This is a genomic window from Bradyrhizobium sp. BLXBL-01 (assembly GCF_051853025.1).
In the GTDB taxonomy this organism is placed as follows: Bacteria; Pseudomonadota; Alphaproteobacteria; order Rhizobiales; family Xanthobacteraceae; genus Bradyrhizobium.
In genome coordinates this window covers 1,611,776-1,628,205 of record NZ_CP182471.1, presented here as the reverse complement: position 1 = coordinate 1,628,205, position 16,430 = coordinate 1,611,776, and the positions used below count along the sequence as shown (strand labels likewise).

11 protein-coding genes are annotated in these 16,430 nt (G+C 57.2%); 4 read left to right on the top strand and 7 right to left on the bottom strand.

What is annotated here, in order from left to right; translation table 11 throughout:
• Nucleotide 1: 1 nt before the first annotated feature.
• From ACNJYA_RS07635 to ACNJYA_RS07610, 6 genes are all read right to left on the bottom strand, one after another.
• Nucleotides 2-586, bottom strand: a complete 585-nt coding sequence (locus ACNJYA_RS07635) for a HyaD/HybD family hydrogenase maturation endopeptidase (RefSeq protein ID WP_439402335.1) — start codon at nucleotides 584-586, stop codon at nucleotides 2-4.
• Between the two features lie 30 nt (nucleotides 587-616).
• On the bottom strand, nucleotides 617-1,312 hold the full coding sequence (gene cybH, locus ACNJYA_RS07630; RefSeq protein WP_439402334.1) for a Ni/Fe-hydrogenase, b-type cytochrome subunit: 696 nt from the start codon (nucleotides 1,310-1,312) through the stop codon (nucleotides 617-619).
• Between the two features lie 4 nt (nucleotides 1,313-1,316).
• Nucleotides 1,317-3,107 (bottom strand): nickel-dependent hydrogenase large subunit, encoded by a 1,791-nt coding sequence (locus tag ACNJYA_RS07625; protein WP_439402333.1) that lies wholly within the window; start codon nucleotides 3,105-3,107, stop codon nucleotides 1,317-1,319.
• A gap of 12 nt (nucleotides 3,108-3,119) precedes the next feature.
• Nucleotides 3,120-4,220 (bottom strand): hydrogenase small subunit, encoded by a 1,101-nt coding sequence (locus ACNJYA_RS07620; RefSeq protein ID WP_439402332.1) that lies wholly within the window; start codon nucleotides 4,218-4,220, stop codon nucleotides 3,120-3,122.
• A 779-nt stretch (nucleotides 4,221-4,999) separates the two neighbouring features.
• Nucleotides 5,000-6,259 carry a serine hydrolase domain-containing protein gene (locus ACNJYA_RS07615; protein WP_439402331.1) on the bottom strand — a complete coding sequence of 420 codons (1,260 nt, stop codon included), beginning with the start codon at nucleotides 6,257-6,259 and terminating at the stop codon, nucleotides 5,000-5,002.
• A 76-nt stretch (nucleotides 6,260-6,335) separates the two neighbouring features.
• Nucleotides 6,336-7,025, bottom strand: a complete 690-nt coding sequence (locus ACNJYA_RS07610) for a molybdate ABC transporter permease subunit (RefSeq protein ID WP_439403391.1) — start codon at nucleotides 7,023-7,025, stop codon at nucleotides 6,336-6,338.
• Nucleotides 7,026-8,161: 1,136 nt separating this feature from the next.
• Here ACNJYA_RS07610 and dctA point away from each other — a divergent pair.
• The 4 genes from dctA (at nucleotide 8,162) to ACNJYA_RS07590 (ending at nucleotide 14,091) form a co-directional block, all read left to right on the top strand.
• Entirely contained in the window at nucleotides 8,162-9,484 is a 1,323-nt protein-coding gene (gene dctA, locus ACNJYA_RS07605) for a C4-dicarboxylate transporter DctA (RefSeq protein ID WP_439365812.1), read from the top strand.
• A gap of 781 nt (nucleotides 9,485-10,265) precedes the next feature.
• Nucleotides 10,266-12,938 carry a PAS domain S-box protein gene (locus ACNJYA_RS07600; protein WP_439402330.1) on the top strand — a complete coding sequence of 891 codons (2,673 nt, stop codon included), beginning with the start codon at nucleotides 10,266-10,268 and terminating at the stop codon, nucleotides 12,936-12,938.
• Nucleotides 12,935-13,618 carry a response regulator transcription factor gene (locus ACNJYA_RS07595; protein ID WP_439365810.1) on the top strand — a complete coding sequence of 228 codons (684 nt, stop codon included), beginning with the start codon at nucleotides 12,935-12,937 and terminating at the stop codon, nucleotides 13,616-13,618. The genes ACNJYA_RS07600 and ACNJYA_RS07595 overlap by 4 nt, the downstream gene beginning before the upstream one ends.
• Before the next feature lie 86 nt (nucleotides 13,619-13,704).
• Nucleotides 13,705-14,091, top strand: coding sequence for a response regulator transcription factor (locus ACNJYA_RS07590; protein ID WP_439402329.1), 387 nt, complete (start codon nucleotides 13,705-13,707; stop codon nucleotides 14,089-14,091).
• Between the two features lie 862 nt (nucleotides 14,092-14,953).
• On the opposite strand, the gene ACNJYA_RS07585 is transcribed toward ACNJYA_RS07590, so the two are convergent.
• Nucleotides 14,954-15,949, bottom strand: coding sequence for an Effector protein NopP (locus tag ACNJYA_RS07585; RefSeq protein ID WP_439402328.1), 996 nt, complete (start codon nucleotides 15,947-15,949; stop codon nucleotides 14,954-14,956).
• Nucleotides 15,950-16,430: the final 481 nt, after the last annotated feature.

Below are 16,430 nucleotides of genomic sequence, written 5' to 3'. Positions count from 1 at the left end.
GCTAGACGGGCTGCACCCTCATCTCATAACTCGCATGGTCAATATTGTTTGCCAACAGCCGTTCTGATGCAGGCAGCGGCCCGTTCCGCGGTTTCACCGGCGAGCCCCACTGCGCTAGAAGCTTACAAGCCAGTTCAATCGCAGGCGCAATCTGAAAGCGCACCGGCGCTGTCAGAGGACCGCCCCAATTCTCCACGTCCAACGGCTGACAGCCGATGAGAGCGAGCTGTCGCGGGCGGCGGCCAAGAAAGTCGGCCGCGCTTAAGACCTCCTGAAAACCGGTCTGATGTAGGCTCACTTTCTTGGCACCAGTAAATCTTGGCACTTCGTCATCTCGTACAAGCTCCAACTGCCCGGGCAGCAATCCATAGTCGATGGCATCGAACACGATCAGGCAATCGGCCTGTTCAAGAAAACTGACAAGGTAGAGCCCTTGGGTGCCGCCATCGAGGACGGTGACATTATTGTCGACCGCGTAGCGGCTATGAAACTCCTCGACCACACGCACGCCGAAGCCCTCGTCGGCCCACAGGATGTTCCCGATGCCAAGCACGAGGATCCTTTTTTTGTCTTTCGAATCGAGCATCCGCTTCCCGGTCAATCGCCACACCCGCGCTCAGCCGGTCTTGGAAAAGAAGCTGCGGCGCGAGATGATGTCTTCCCTGATCACCGCGTAAATGTGGACCAGCGCGAACATCACGATCACCCACAGGCCGAGATGATGCAGGGTGTGGACGTCCTGACTGTTCGGCCAGATTGAAAACACCCAGCCGAACATCTTGTACTGCCAGCTGTCAGTACCGGCACCTTGCCCATACAGTGCAAAGCCTGTGACGACCATGAAGGTGATCGTCTGTGTAAACATGAAGAACATTGCGAGCTGAGCAAGGCGATCGTGCCCGAGGTGCCTGTCAGGCCCCCCTGTAAGAAACGCATACCAGCGAATCTCCTGATACACCTCCCGCCAAAAGCACCCGCGCCAGAGCGGCACGCAAAAGATCTGCATGGCATGCGCATTTCCCATCAAGGCCCAGTAGATGCGTAGAAGAAAGCCAATGCTGGCCACATATCCCGCCGAGAAATGGGCAAAGCGGATATAGCCGAACAGGAAATCATCGCTTGCCTCTCCCTTCATTGCTGGTGTGCCGGTCCCAATAAGGTAGCCAGTTAAACTTAGTACCAGAATGGCCGCCGCGTTAGCCCAATGCCACAGTCGCACCGGCGCATAAACGTAGGAGACGCCACCGCCAATGCTGCGATCAGTCGGTGCCGCACCGTCGGCGGCGAGGAGCTTCCGAGCCCTATCCAGCATGGACTTAACGCACTTTGACTGAAGCCATTTCTTGGCCCTCAGGACTCATCACGTGAGTCGAGCAAGCCAAGCACGGATCAAAGGAATGGATGGTGCGCAAGATTTCCAGGGGCCGCTGCGGATCGGCCATCGGGGTACCGATCAGCGAGGCTTCAAAAGCGCCGATATTGCCTTTGGGATCCCGAGGAGATCCGTTCCACGTCGTCGGAACGACACATTGATAATTGTCGATCTTAGCGTCCTTGATCTTGATCCAGTGGCCGAGTGCACCGCGAGGCGCCTCAGTGAACCCGTAGCCCTTGGCCTCCTTACGCCAGCTTTCCGGGCCCCACCTGCTAACGTCGGCAGTTGCCGTATTGCCTGCCTTGAGCTGGACTATGAGCTTATCCTGAAAATAACGCATTTGTTGCGCCGCCCACTGGCATTCGAGCGCCCGCGCCGCTGTACGGCCAAGCGTCGAGAACAGCGCAGTCAGAGGGAGATTGAGCCCCTTGAGCAGTCTCTCGGCGGGCTCCTTGAACTCGGCTTTGCCTTGCGCATAACCAATGATGTATCGCGACAACGGCCCGACCTCGACGGCGTGGCCACGCCACCGCGGCGCTTTGATCCAGGAATACTTGCCGCCTTCGTCGAGTTCCTTGATATCTGTCTTGCTGCCTTTGAATTCTGGCCCAAGTTCAAAACTCGGCTCGCTGATGCCGTCCCAGGGATGGAGCCCACCGCTATCACTGGGGTACTTATACCATGAATGCGCGACGAATTCCTGGATCTGCTCGGGATCACCATGGTCGATCGGCAGTATCTCATTGAGATTGCCATTAAGAATGACCCCGCGCGGCAGCTTGAGACTTTTCGCAGAACAGTCATTGGCGTTTTCGGGGATGTCGCCATAGGACATCACGCTTTTGCTCGACAGGCCACCGCCGTGGAGCCAGTCCTTATAGAACGAGCAGATTGCAGCAATGTCGGGCAGATAGACCTGCTCGACAAACTCGATTGAGCGGTCGATGATCAAAGATACGATATTCAGTCGCTCCATATTGATCGCGCCGACCGCACCGATTCCATCGATGTTGATCGCGCAGGGCACGCCGCCGACCAGCCAGTTCGGATGCGGGTTTTTGCCACCATAGATAGCTTGGATCTTGACGATCTCCTTCTGAAAGTCGAGCGCTTCCATATAATGAGCTACCGCCATCAGGTTTGCTTCTGGTGGTAGCTTGTAGGCCGGATGCCCCCAATAGCCATTCTTGAACGGACCGAGCTGCCCTGACCCGAAGAATTTGCTGAGCCGGATCTGCAAATCTTTAAAATAGCCGGGGGATGACAGCGGCCAAGGCGAGATAGACTGTGCGAGTGCGGAGGTTGACTTGGGATCGGCCTTGAGCGCGGAAACCACGTCGACCCAATCCAGCGCATGCAAGTGATAGAAATGTACGAGGTGATCATGCACGAGCAGGCACAACTGCATGATATTACGGATCGAATTGGCATTCTCCGGAATCGTAATTCCCAGTGCATTTTCAACCGCGCGCACGGAGGCGAGCGCATGGGTGCCGGTGCAGACCCCGCAGATCCGCTCGGTGAACGCCCAGGCGTCGCGCGGATCGCGCCCGCGCAGGATGACTTCGATGCCACGCCACATCGTCCCGCTTGAGACCGCATTGCGAACTACATTGTCGGAATCGAGATTGGCTTCCACGCGGAGGTGGCCTTCGATCCGCGTCAGCGGATCGATGACGATTCGCCTGCCGGAACGATCGAGACTGAACCCATTCGGCGTCTGGACGACCACCGTCGTGTCTCCTCAACTCGGTTCGCCTTTATCGGCCGCGCGATCCGGCTTGTGGGTTAACCGCTTCACGGCGGTGACCGCCGCATGAGCAGCGACCGTTAGCCCGACCACCCCGGCAGCGGCCATGCCGATCTTGTCGGCGTTCTCCTCGATGCCGAACTGCTTGATGGTTGTGAGTCGGTCGTAAAATGACCCTTTGTCCCAGAAGCTGTCCTCAGAACAACCGAGGCAGCCGTGACCGGATTGAACAGGAAATGAGACGCCACCGTTCCACCGAACGGCCGAACAGGCATTGTAGGTGGTTGGCCCCTTGCAACCCATCTTGTACAAGCAATAGCCCTTGCGGGCGTACGTATCGTCCCACTCTTCGACGAATTGGCCAGCATCGAAATGGGAACGCCGATAGCACTTGTCGTGAATGCGCTCGGAGTAAAACATACTTGGACGTCCTAGGCGATCGAGCTCCGGAAGTTTTCCGAACGTGACTATGAAAGTCACGAGACCACTCATGATCTCTGCGATAGGAGGGCACCCAGGCACCTTGATGATCGGCTTGTCGGTGATCACCTTATCGATCGCCGCCGCGCCAGTCGGATTGGGCTTGGCCGCTTGCACGCAGCCCCAGGACGCACACGTGCCCCAAGCGATGATCGCCATGGCCCCTTCCGCCATCCACCTGAGCTTTTCAACGAACGGTTTGCCGCCGTCAATGCAGAACATGCCCCCCTCCTTCAACGGCGGATTGCCTTCGACTGCGAGCACATACCGGCCTTTGTACTTGGCACGAGTTTCTTCCAGGATGGCCTCAGCCTGGTGTCCAGCCGCCGCCATGAGCGTATCGTCGTAGTCGAGCGAAATCATCGACAGCAGCGCGTCTTTAATCAAGGGATGGGCCGAGCGGATAAAGCTTTCCGAGCAACAGGTACACTCGAGCCCGTGCAACCAGATGACGGGCACACGCGGTTTGGTTTCCAGGGCGTGGGCAATACTGCTTGGGGTGAGCGAACCAAGCCCCAAGCTCGCGGCCGTCACACTACAGAATTTATGGAAATTACGACGCGTGATACCCTGGCGTCTGATCACGCTGTAGAACGTTTCCGTTGCATCATCCATGAAACCTTCCAAGTGAGTAGTCGTGGCCGTTACGAATTGCTGACGGTTTAGCAAGAACCAGGCCAGCGAAGCGAAACACTTAAGACATCAACCGACCACTGAGATTTGCTAAATTGTGAACCCAGCCACCCACCAGTAGCTTTGCCATGGATCTGTCATGCTAATGGTGTTCAGTTTCGGAGATGTGAGCACATGAACAAATCAGTACGATGGCTCACCTCTGCACGGAGACTATCCTACAATCGCTACACTCATCAGCCTGATTGTCGAATAGAATTGGTGCAGTTGACGGGCACGGCACTGCACGCCCCCAATCAGGCTTGCCGATTACTGACCAACGAGGCGTTCAAGCTCTCATGATCGCGACTGCACAGGCAGCCTGTCCAAAAGCGGCCGTCGAGCGAGGAAGAGAGGCGGCAATGGACCGAGCTGCGATGCGCCCCGCTGACGTTGCTTTAGGGTCTGGCTCGATTCGATCTGACTTTGGTAATAGCGGCTGGTCGCACGTCATCGCTACGGCGATGTAGGCAAGAGATAAAGTTATGATCAAGAAGCGTTCATCACGCAAGCCAATCGTTGGAAAGGCGCGACGTCTGGGCGCATCGCGACACTCACCGGCTTGCGAGGGCTTCTTCGGAAGGCGATCGCGTCTTGAAGCATTGGTCCAATCAATCCGACACGGATAGATGGCAACGGCAAAACTCAGTCGACATCCATCCGTACTAGCAACACTGTCTACCTACTACCCAAAACGGATCATCAAGCCTTTTGGCGGAAAGTCATCGGATTATCGCGGCATAGACGATATACTGGACTTGTTCGCGGTAGTACTTCCGGATTTCCCCGGGCGCTGCCGTTCCGACCACCACGACCAGACGCTCTTTTGGGTCGCAGAAGAATTGTGTGCCGTAGGCGCCGGTCCAGGTGAACTCTCCTGGATTGCCCGGAACCGCTGAGAGCCCCCCGGTTAGCCGTACAGCCACTCCAAGCCCGAAGCCGAAGCCGGCACGATGCGGCTCAACATTGGCGACTTTATTTTTGATCTCTGGCCCAAGGTGGTTGGAGATCATGTGGCCCACCGTCCTCGGACCAAGAATTCGCTGCCCGTCCAGCTCCCCGCCATTGAGCAGCATTTGTCCAAAGCGCACGTAGTCACCCACTGTCGCAAATGCGCAGGCTCCCCCGCAGTCAAACTTCGTCTGGCTTTCGAGGAGTTCGATTTCTTGCGGCTTTCCCGTCAGGGGGTCCTCCGAAAATGGACGCGCGAGGCGCTCGCGTTGCCATTCCGACAAATGGAAAGTGGCATCTCGCATTTTGATGGGCTTCCATAGGTTGCGGGTGAGATAGTCGCCCAATCGGTGTTCGCTGACCTGTTCAATGACAGCTCCCAGCACATCGGTCGAGAAGCCGTATTCGAATTCAGTCCCCGGTTGGTGCGCTAGCGGCAGCTTGGTAATCGATTCGATGAAAGCCTGCTTATCGCCCCTTAGGGGCGGATCGGCGAAACCGGGATAGAGACGCGCCACTTGGTCTGAGCTGCCGGGCGCACCGTAGGTGAGTCCGGATGTGTGACGATAAAGATCGTGGATGTAGATCGCAGAACTCTGTGTTCGCAATTCTAATGAGCCGTCATGCTGCGGCACTGCCACCTTCATGTTTGCGAATTCCGGGTAGTAATCCGTAAGCTTGGCTTGTAGAGGCAGGCGACCTTGCTCCATGAGGATGAGCCCCGCAACGGCCACCATCGGTTTGGTCATAGAAGCAAGCGCGAAGATCGCATCGAGCCGCATCGGCCTTCCTTTTGCGGGGTCGAGTTGGCCGTACGCTTTGTAGTGAATCAACTTTCCGTCTCTTGCGATTGCAACCACCGCGCCTGGCACACGTTTACTTGCGATCTCACGAGCGAAGAAGTCGTCTAGCTTGGCAAGGCGCTGCTGAGAAACGTCTAGCTCATCGGCCGCTGCTTCGGGCAGAGGCGCGGAGTGCACCGAATTGAAAGCGAATCCAGCAGCTGCCGTGGCGATAGCAAGCTTGTTCATTGTACCCTCGGAAGGTTGACTGGGCGCAGTTTGCTAGACTGCTGCCCGGCATTATCGGATATGTCGGACGGCAGCGCTAAGACGATTCGGTGCCCCTCCTGGCACAGTGTCTGTCGATGAGCGCCAAAGTGAAGATTGTCGCAAAGGCGAACATCACCATACCGCCCGCAACCAAACTTGCCTCACGCCAGCGCGACGCTTGGACGAAGTCTACGACGTAGGCCGACAACACCTTGGTGCGCCCAGGAATATTGCCGCCGATCATCATGACGACGCCGAATGTGCCGATCGTATGAGAAAAGCCAACCACGGCGGCTTTAATGAATTCCAGTCGCGCCAGTGGCGCGGTGATGGCAATGAAGGCATAGAACGGCGGAACGCGCCCGGTCGTTTCCAAGGGGAGATCGCCTATCGCAACAAAGGCGTTACGGATCGGCTGCACGACCAACGGCAGCGCCGAGAGGACCGATCCGACCACGATTCCGGCGAAGGTAAAGGCAAGCGTGCGCTCGCCCCAGAAAGAGGCGAGAACGCCACCCGGTCCGTGGGGGCCGAGCAAAACGAGGACGCAAAAGCCGAGAGCCGTTGGCGGCAGCACCAGCGGCAGGACGATCATCGTGGCCACCGCCTCGCTCGCAAAGGTCTTTGAGCGCGCTAGCCACCAAGCGAGGGGCACGCTAATCAAGAGAAGGATTGCGGTCGTCACACTGGCGAGCTCAATCGTGAGCGCAAGGGATTGCGAAATCTCTGCCCAAACCACATCCATCTGCGTCAGCCCGCCAGGGAGCGCGGGCCGACGTATCGTGAGAGTGATGGCCTGCACGTGCGGCTCACGCGGCGAGGTGGCGCGAATCGCCAGTTGGTCGCGCCGCAGCTCGTGGCGGCCGCCAAATTCACGCGCTTCGTTTGTGCGAGCAAGAGCAGCATCGCAAGTCTCATCGACAACTCCAGTGGCAGGTCCGCTTCGGTTCATATGACGGCGGCAACTTCTCATTTGTCATCAGCAATTCCTGTGCCGGGTGCGAACAGTGGCAGCTCTATGAATGCGAGAGACATTCGCGTGGACGGCGACGTCACTTTGGAGGGGACCTAACACTCTGTCAGGTTTTCGGCATCTTTGTTCCCGAGCAGACAGCGACGGCCCTGCAACGAAGCGTTAGAATTTGTCGGCCGAAGAGATGCCTGTGTAATTGGTCGACGGCTCACCGCGCCGGCAGTGGAGCGGACCGCAGGAAGCCCGCCGTTTGTCAGGAACACGAACGCGTTAGCTGAGAACTCGTTGTAAGGCTGCTTCTGCGACGGCGCAAAAGGCGCGAGGGGCCGCGAGCGAGACGTCCTCGTGACCGCCCTGGCCAATGCGGATCGTCAGCACAGGCCTGGAGACAAACGCCCCGTGCGCACCGAGCTTTGCCGCCACCCACAACGCAGTTCATCCATCAAAGGCTTTTACGAACAATCTTGTTCCCCAAGCCGCGCTTCCATCCGGCAAATGTGTGCAATCCAAACTATCGATTTTACGGATGCCCCGGGTTGTTGCATCGATCTCAGCACTGTGTGCATATCGAGCACGCTAAGGCTCCCAGTCGAGACGTAACTCCGCCGATGCGCGCTACGCTGCAATTATTTGTTCGACCTTGCGAATGCGGTCCGCGCTCGACTCAGCCAATGCCGCCCAGGCAGACGACTTGTCCACGACTGATCAAATCGGCCGCAGTTTAGGCATCTGGTGCATATCTTGCTTAACGAGAATGGACAACGTAACTACACGCCTGCCTTTGGAATGACGCGCCGGCTCCCGGAACCGTCTTCAATCGGACACGGCTAAAATGATGAGTCTCGTATGACGCTGCCGCCTCTGAAGCGCGGCGGCTCACATTCGAGTATATTCGGGAAGGAAGCGTCATGACCACCATGGCAACTGCGGCGCCTGCACGCGCGTCGCAAGTTTGGTATAAGATACTCTACGTTCAGGTGCTGATCGCGATCTTTATGGGCGCCGTAGTCGGCTGCCTCTGGCCATCTCTAGCCACCAACGACTGGATCAAGGCTCTCGGTGACGGGTTCATCAAGCTCATCAAGATGGTGATCGCGCCGATTATCTTCTGCACCGTCACATCTGGTATTGCGCATATTCAGGATGCGAAGAAAGTTGGGTGCGTCGGCGTCAAGGCGCTGTTCTATTTCGAGATCGTGTCCAGCTTTGCCTTGCTGTTGGGCCTTGTTATGGGCAATCTCGTCCAAATCGGCCATGGCCTTGCGGTCAAGCCGGATGCTGCGGCGGTCGCCAATTACGTCAAGCAGGCGGAAGCTTCGAAGACCGTCGACTTTTTTCTCAACATCATTCCCGATAGCGTGGTCGGCGCCTTCGCTCGCGGGGATGTTCTGCAGGTTCTCCTGTTCGCGATCCTTTTCGGCTTTTCTTTGATGGCTCTGGGAAAGCGTGGGGAGCGGCTGCGCGGCATGATTGACGACGTCGCGCACGCAGTGTTCGGCGTAATCGCTATTGTAATGAAAGCGGCCCCGGTCGGCGCCTTCGGCGCCATGGCGTTCACGGTCGGCAAGTTTGGGCCGGCAGCACTCGGTAATTTAATCGGTCTGATCGCGCTTTTTTACTTAACAGCCGCGCTGTTTGTTGTGGTGGTGCTCGGCCTGATCGCGCGCCTCGTCGGCTTTTCAATTTTCAAGTTCCTAGTCTATATCAAAGACGAGATTCTGATCGTGCTCGGTACTTCGTCCTCCGAAAGCGCGCTGCCGCAATTGATGGAGAAGCTCGAGCGGCTGGGCTGCTCGAAGACGGTCGTCGGACTGGTGGTGCCAACTGGCTATTCCTTCAACCTCGACGGCACTAACATCTATATGACACTTGCAACATTGTTCATTGCCCAGGCACTCGGGGTGGATCTCTCCTTTAACCAGCAGCTCACGATCTTGCTCGTGGCTATGCTAACGTCGAAGGGAGCAAGCGGCGTCACCGGCGCTGGCTTCATCACCCTCGCTGCGACATTGTCGGTGGTAAACCCGGCGCTTGTGCCGGGCATGGCAATCGTTTTTTCGATCGACAAGTTCATGAGCGAGGTGCGCGCCCTGACCAACATCATCGGCAATGGCATCGCGGCCGTGTTCGTATCCTGGTGGGAAGACGAGCTAGAGCATGGGACGCTGCAGGCTCGGCTCAACCAGCCCACAGCTTCGACCACTATCGACCCTACAAGCACAATGAAGTAGGTCCCGAATCTCAACCGCCACCATCCGAACACGAATTGACTCAAATCGGCAAGCCGACTTAAGGCGAGCTGGCACTTTCTCCTGCGCTCTCCAGCGCACAGCTGTTGCTCCCGCGTCGCGGCCGGGCAGCTCCCCCTGAAAAGCACGCGATCAAAGAAATAGCGGCTTCCTCAGGGCGCCTCTTTGGCGGTCCAGGCTAGCTCCATTTGAACTGCGGCGCGCCGCCCACGGCACCGTCGGTTCGGTGTCATGTCGGCGCTCGATTACAGCGAAACCAATTGGAGACGCCCCCTTCGCAGCTAGGCGCGATGGCCTAATCGCACACGTAGCACTCGTGCAACTTTTCGTTCCTGTCTCGGCACGTGAAGGTTGCGCTTTCCTCCGCAGACTGTGCCGGGGTCGGCCGCTTGTTCCTGTTCTTTGCCGGTTCGGAGGCGCGCCTGATCGTTTAGCTTCAACCTCTCGGCTGAACTAGATCCTCGGTCCTCGTTCCGGGCGCGTAAGGAGGGCGCATTGGGGGCAGGCTCGAACGAATGCCGTAGGGCTATCGGCCGGGGCGGAAAGCAGAAGCTTCAGCTTCGAGTGCTGCCCGTCAGCGGCACCTCATCGAAAGTTTAGGACAACTATACTCATGTTTATAATGCGTTTTTTCCCCGCACGTGCTGAGTTCGGCAGCAGGTGATCAATCTCGGACACGCTCGACCAAAGCGTCGAAGATCGCCCCATTTTTGCCTAAAATGCTATAGCTCTCCCGCCGGAGAACAGGCCGGACGGTCTCAAAATGTCTATCCAGATCAGCAGTCTTAAACGTTCAGCCCCTCAGTTGACCTTCGGCGGCATAACGCTAGCCGCTGTTACACTAAGTTGCGTATACCTTAATGCCCATTTCGCCGCGACGGCGTTCGCCTATTTGTTAGTAGTCTTGCTATTTTCGTTGATGGGCAGCTTCATCGCGTCATCCGCGCTTTGCATCATGGCGATCGCTGCTCTCGCATACTACTTTGCGCCGCCGGCGTTCAGCCTGCAAATCGATGACCCCCGCGATCTTCCAGTGGTCGTCGCATTCTTTGTTGTCTCAATCGTAGGAACGTACCTGATCGGAAAGCTCCGCCAGGAAAGAGAGGCTGCGCGTGTGGCTGCGGTCAAGCTTCAGCGTAGCGCGGCGGATTTGGAGGATCGTGAAAAACGGTGGCGAGCAATCTTCGAGCACAATCCGGCCATGTACTTCATGGTGGATGAAGCCGGCACTGTCCTTAACGTCAATACATTCGGCGCGACACAACTCGGCTATGCTCCTTCAGAACTGATCGGCCATTCCGTGCTCGGCATATTTCTTGAGGAGGATCGCGCATTCGTTCACAAATGCATTCGGGCATGCCTTGAGGATATTGGACAATCGCGCACGTGGGACGTCCAGAAAGTCAGGAAGGACGGCTCCGTGTTGTGGGTACGTGAAAACGCCAAGGCCATGCTTTGGGCCGACGACCGGCCCATCGTCCTTATCGCCTGCGAAGATGTCACAGAGCGAAAGCGGACCGAACTTGCCCTGCAGCGGAGCGAAGCGCATTTGGCTCAAGCGCAGGAGTTGAGTCATACAGGCAGCTTCAGCTGGAACGCCACCACTGGCGAGGCGTTCTGGTCAAAGGAAACTTTTCGGATTTTCCAATTAGATCCTCAAACGATCCCCTCGCCGCAGCTTGTCGTTGATCGCACTCACCCAGATGATAGGGCTTCGGTTAAAGAGGTTATCGATGCAGCGATGCGAGACTTAAGCGGTTTCGAGCACGAGTATCGATTGCTGCTGCCAGACGGCTCTGTGAAGCACATCCGTGCAAAGGCACGGCTCACGAGAGCCGCTTCTGGTGAAATCGAGTTTGTTGGGGCAGCTACCGATATTACGGCAGCGAGGAGAGCAGAACAGCAGTTGCGTCGCAGCGAGGCCTATCTGGCCGAGGCCCAGCATCTCACCCACACAGGCAGCTGGTCCTGGGACGTCCACGGGCTGGATTTCGTTTATCGGTCCGCGGAAGTTGATCGATTGTTCGGCTTTGAACCACAAGAGCCGGTATCGATAGAGATCATTCGCTCGCGCATCCATCCGGAAGACTTGCCACGGTTACAGGAGGTGCAGCGCCAGGCGAGAGAAAAGGAGCAGGAGCGGTTCGAATATGATTTCCGTATTCTTCTGCCAGATGGCAGGACAAGGCGCATACACTCCGTTGCGCATGTTGTCGCCGCTAGCGATGGTAAGGTCAGCGAGCTGATCGGAACCCATATGGATGTCACCGATCAACACGCAGCTAGGGAACGCCTGGAAAACACACTTGTCGCGCTGCGCGAAAGCGAACAGCGCTTTCGCGACTACGCCGAGACAGCTTCCGACTGGCTCTGGGAGACCGGTCCAGATCATCGGGTCTCCCGCTTATCCGAGCACACCAGCACTGCAGGAATTTTGGCCACAGGATTGATGGACCTGCTTCGCTGGGAGATTGCGTGCGACGTCGAAGACGAGCCCGAAAAGTGGCGGCAGCATCGGGCGACGTTGCAGGCGCGACAGCCGTTTCGGGATCTCGTCTACCGTACCGTGAATCGCATGGGATCTCCGATCTACGTCCGCACCAGTGGCAAGCCTTTCTTCGACGGAAACGGTAATTTTCTCGGCTACCGTGGCGTCAGCACTGACATCACAGCCATCATTCGCGCCGATCAGGCCGAACAAGACCTGAGAAAGGCACAGGCGGAGCTTGCACATGTGACGCGTGTAACGACGTTAGGAGAACTGACAACCTCCATCGCCCACGAAATAAACCAGCCACTCGCCGCTATTCTCACTAACGCCGATGCGTGCCTCGGCTGGATGGCTCGCGAAACTCCTGATCTTGCCGAAGCGCGCTCTTCAGTGGAATGGATCATCGAAGATGCGATCCGGGCAAGCGAGGTGATCCGGAGTGTTCGCGCACTCGCGAAGAAAGGCGAGATTGAGATGGTGCCGCTCGGCATTAATGATGTGGTAAGGGACGCCATCGCGCTGGTAACACGAGAGCTGGTGAGCCACCGGGTGACGTTGCGAACCGAGTTGGCGACCGTGCTGCCCAGGATCCTCGGTGATCGAATTCAGCTACAACAGGTGATCATCAATCTGGTAATGAACGGAATCGAGGCGATGGACGCAATTACAGACCGGCCGCGCGAACTTCTGATTCAATCATCCAAGGACGATCTGGGGCGCGTGCAGCTTGCCGTGGCCGATTGCGGCGTCGGGATCGCTGAGAAGGACGCTGACCACGTGTTGGACCCCTTTTTCACCACGAAGTCGAGTGGCCTTGGAATGGGACTTTCGATCTGCCGATCTATCGTGGAAGCTCACGGAGGGCGGCTGTCGCTTCTTCATAAAGATGAACCGGGCGCGACCTTTCAGTTTGTCCTGCCCGTGCATAAGGAGGCCCTCCAGTGACAGGACCATTTGACTCGCTAGGTGAGAGTAGCAATGCCGAGGCCTCGACGAAGGCGATCGTCTTTGTCGTTGAGGATGACATCTCCGTGCGCCGCTCGCTTACTAACCTTTTTCGCCAGGTAGGATTGGAGGTCGTTGCGTTCGGATCGGCCCGGGAGATGCTGCAGAGCACAATTCCGGACGTCACAAGCTGTCTCGTTCTTGATGTCCGGCTGCCAGGCCTGAGCGGCCTTGACTACCAGACCGAGCTGGCCAGGTTGAACATACACATCCCGATCATTTTCATCACCGGTCACGGCGATATTCCCATGACCGTCAGGGCCATGAAGGGAGGTGCGGTCGATTTTCTCAGCAAGCCGTTCCGCGATCAGGAATTGCTTGATGCCGTCGTTGCGGCGACCGAACGCGATCGCAAAAGACGGGAAGCTCAGCGAACCGTCGCGAACCTGCAGTCTCTATTTGAGACCTTAAGTCCGCGAGAGCAGGCCGTGATGAAACTGGTCACGGCCGGCCTGATGAACAAGCAGGTAGCCGCCGAACTTGGGCTCGCCGAAATTACCGTCAAGATCTACCGGGGTCACGTCATGAAAAAGATGCGTGCCCGGTCGCTGGCCGAGCTGATCAGAATGAGCGAGACGCTGGGACTTCGTGCGAATCGTCCTGAACAAACGCAAGTATGATTTTACAGTTTCATCGCTCCAGCCCATGTTCGCCGAAGGTGGCTAACGCTTTGGCAGCCACTGTTCCTGCGTCAGGAGGGCTCATCTTGTCCACGCCTTTGATCTCCGTCGTTGACGACGACGCCTCAGTCCGCGCGGCGACAGGGAACCTCTTGAAATCGCGTGGCTACGTCGTGCAGATATTTGCGTCGGCCGAGGCGCTCCTGCGGTCGCCGCAGTTGAACGAGATATCCTGTGTCATTACCGATGTGCAGATGTCGGCTATGAGCGGGCTGGAGCTACTGGCGCAAATGCGGACGCGTGGCTACGAAGCACCTTTCATTTTCATTACAGCGTTCCCCAGCGAGCGTGTGCGCACGTCAGCCCTGGAGGCGGGCGCAATTGGCTTCCTCGCCAAACCATTTGGCGGACAAGAGTTACTTAAGTGCCTCGACAACGCACTGAAGGCATATAGCGCCCGAGGCGACATCTGATTCCAACCTGCAGCTTGAGTTCATGCCCGATCTAAAAGCTCGTGGGCAACAATCAAGTCAGCTGGCAAGGTATTCTCAGTCCAAACCCCGGCTTACCTCAAATATGCTAGCGGCTAGCAATTTCTTCCGCCTCCAGGCTTTACGGATTTGGGCGGCTGCAGAACAGACTATCCTGCGAAAGACGCTGGCACGGACTCATTCCACGCCTACGCTCATGGTAATGCTGCCCAGAGCCGCCGTTGCGCCTAAGCACTTCTTAGCTCCATCTGGAGCGAGGTTATTTATTCCATTGCAGAGCGGCGTTGTCCGAGTGCGCCCGGAACGCACGAGATTGGCTATGCTGGGCCCCACCGCGGTGACGACAAAAATGGAGCTTCGCCCGTAGCCCTCACGTCTTGCGCACCGCTTTTCTGGTGAGAGTGTTCTGCACGACCCTCGTGCTCACCGGATCGTTACGTCCGTTGACGCTTACGGGCCCGGGTTGACCATTGGGCGCAGCTTCGCTGTACATTGTTGCGACCGACTCTCGTCAGGCGTCCACGCCATTATTTGTTCGCAACCTTCATCGCCGGACGACTTGTGGTCCAAGCCGTCCAACGTGCTCGGCGCCACACGTCCCGCCCCCCCGGTTTGGCGGGGGGGGGGGGCAGAACAGGTCGTCGCCGCAGGCGAGCATTCTCTGCAATAGGCTTGTTCAATAGGCCCTATTTCGCGGGCGCGAACAATCAGCAACTGCTCAGCCAAGGAGAACTGAGGAGAGAGCATTCTGAGCCAAACAAGACTCTCTGAGCTAAACGGCGCCGGCGCAGAGGAGTGCGGAGCAGACTAGATCACTTCGGGCCAAATGCCCGGTGATTCATGGTTACATGAAATCATCCTCGTAATCGTATGTTGGAGCACTCGCTGGCATCTCGATTTTACGGTCTTGGCTGTCGTCCGCTTTGCGAAGATACCGCGAAGCGGTGCCTTCTCGCTGCCACTTGCCGTCATCATTCCTCAGCCACTTGTCTGACTTCACCGGGTCGAGAACCATGTTATCGGCGTCAACCTCGACGAACCCCATCTTTGCAGCACGGGCTCTTGCCTCCGGATTAGCCGGACGCAAATTCAGCAGTGGCCGTTCACCGGCGATTCCAATTTGATGCTCGAGCAGAATATCGCCAGCGTTCTCGACAAGCGGATGAACGACCTGAAGATCTACAGTAGCGGTCGTCCCAGGTCGGCCGGGAAACAGCTCCTGCCACTTTTCGACGTCGAAATTCGTCATGCTGTCGCCCCCTTCCATTCGTAGAAGGCCGACACTCTTGTCTCCTAATTGATAGCTGAAGTATCGCGCGTTATTGGAATCTCGAGTTGTTCCATACTCCTCTGCGACCTCTGCAGTTCGCGCCGCTTTCTGAGAGACGAAGTCCGAATACTCGTGCGGGTTATCGGCGATTTTCCTGATTTCGTCGCTGTGATAGCCCTGTGCTGCCATTCTGAACGACCGCTTATCGAGCTCTACGATAGGCGGGCTTGACTCAAGCCAATAGGGCCGTGTTGTCGAAGACGAAGTGCCGCTGGAGTTTGACGGGGCTAAACGCAGCTGCCGAAACGCATCCGCGAAACTGTCTGCGTCGTTTTGCTCATCAGCTTCGTCAAGGGGAGAGGATGTGAAATAGGACGAGCCATTGATCCGATTATACATGCAATTGGTGCTCCGGTCGGACATGAATTTCCACGTCTGGTTCAGGCTTGCTAGGCCCTGCGGCGCAGATAGGGACTCAGGCTTACCAAAATCTGACGTGATGCTGCCGGCCGCCCTCACGTTAGCTGACAGAGGGCCTGCTTCTAATGGAACGGCGGCGCGCTTGCGCATTGCCATTCACTAGGTTGGATGAGAAGCGAGCAGTGCGAGGATCCTCCTCCGTTGGGAACGGTCGATCCACGATTCACTGCCGATGCCAATTTTATCCATTGCATCGATCGCGATACTGGGCAGAAGGGCATTGTAGAGCGCGCGCTTCATGACAACTGCATCGCGACCCGTCCAATCCCAGCATACGGTTTGGAGCATCATCAGGGCAACAAGGGTGGAACTCCTGGCATCCTGAGGCGGATTGCAAATGGCTCCTGAACGGCTTCACCAGCACATTGCAAGCCGACAGGCACCCCGAGCCGCCGCGAGGGTGGCCGATCCTACTACCCGAGGCGAGCTGACGGTAGTATCGCTCGAGGTAGCGAAACCCCACGGCATCTACCAGCGACTCCGGATCAGGAACTCGTCGAGATCCATGACCCACAAACCGAGGAAAGGAGACAAGCCGAACGCGTCGGCACCGAAACCTGACGCTTCGATA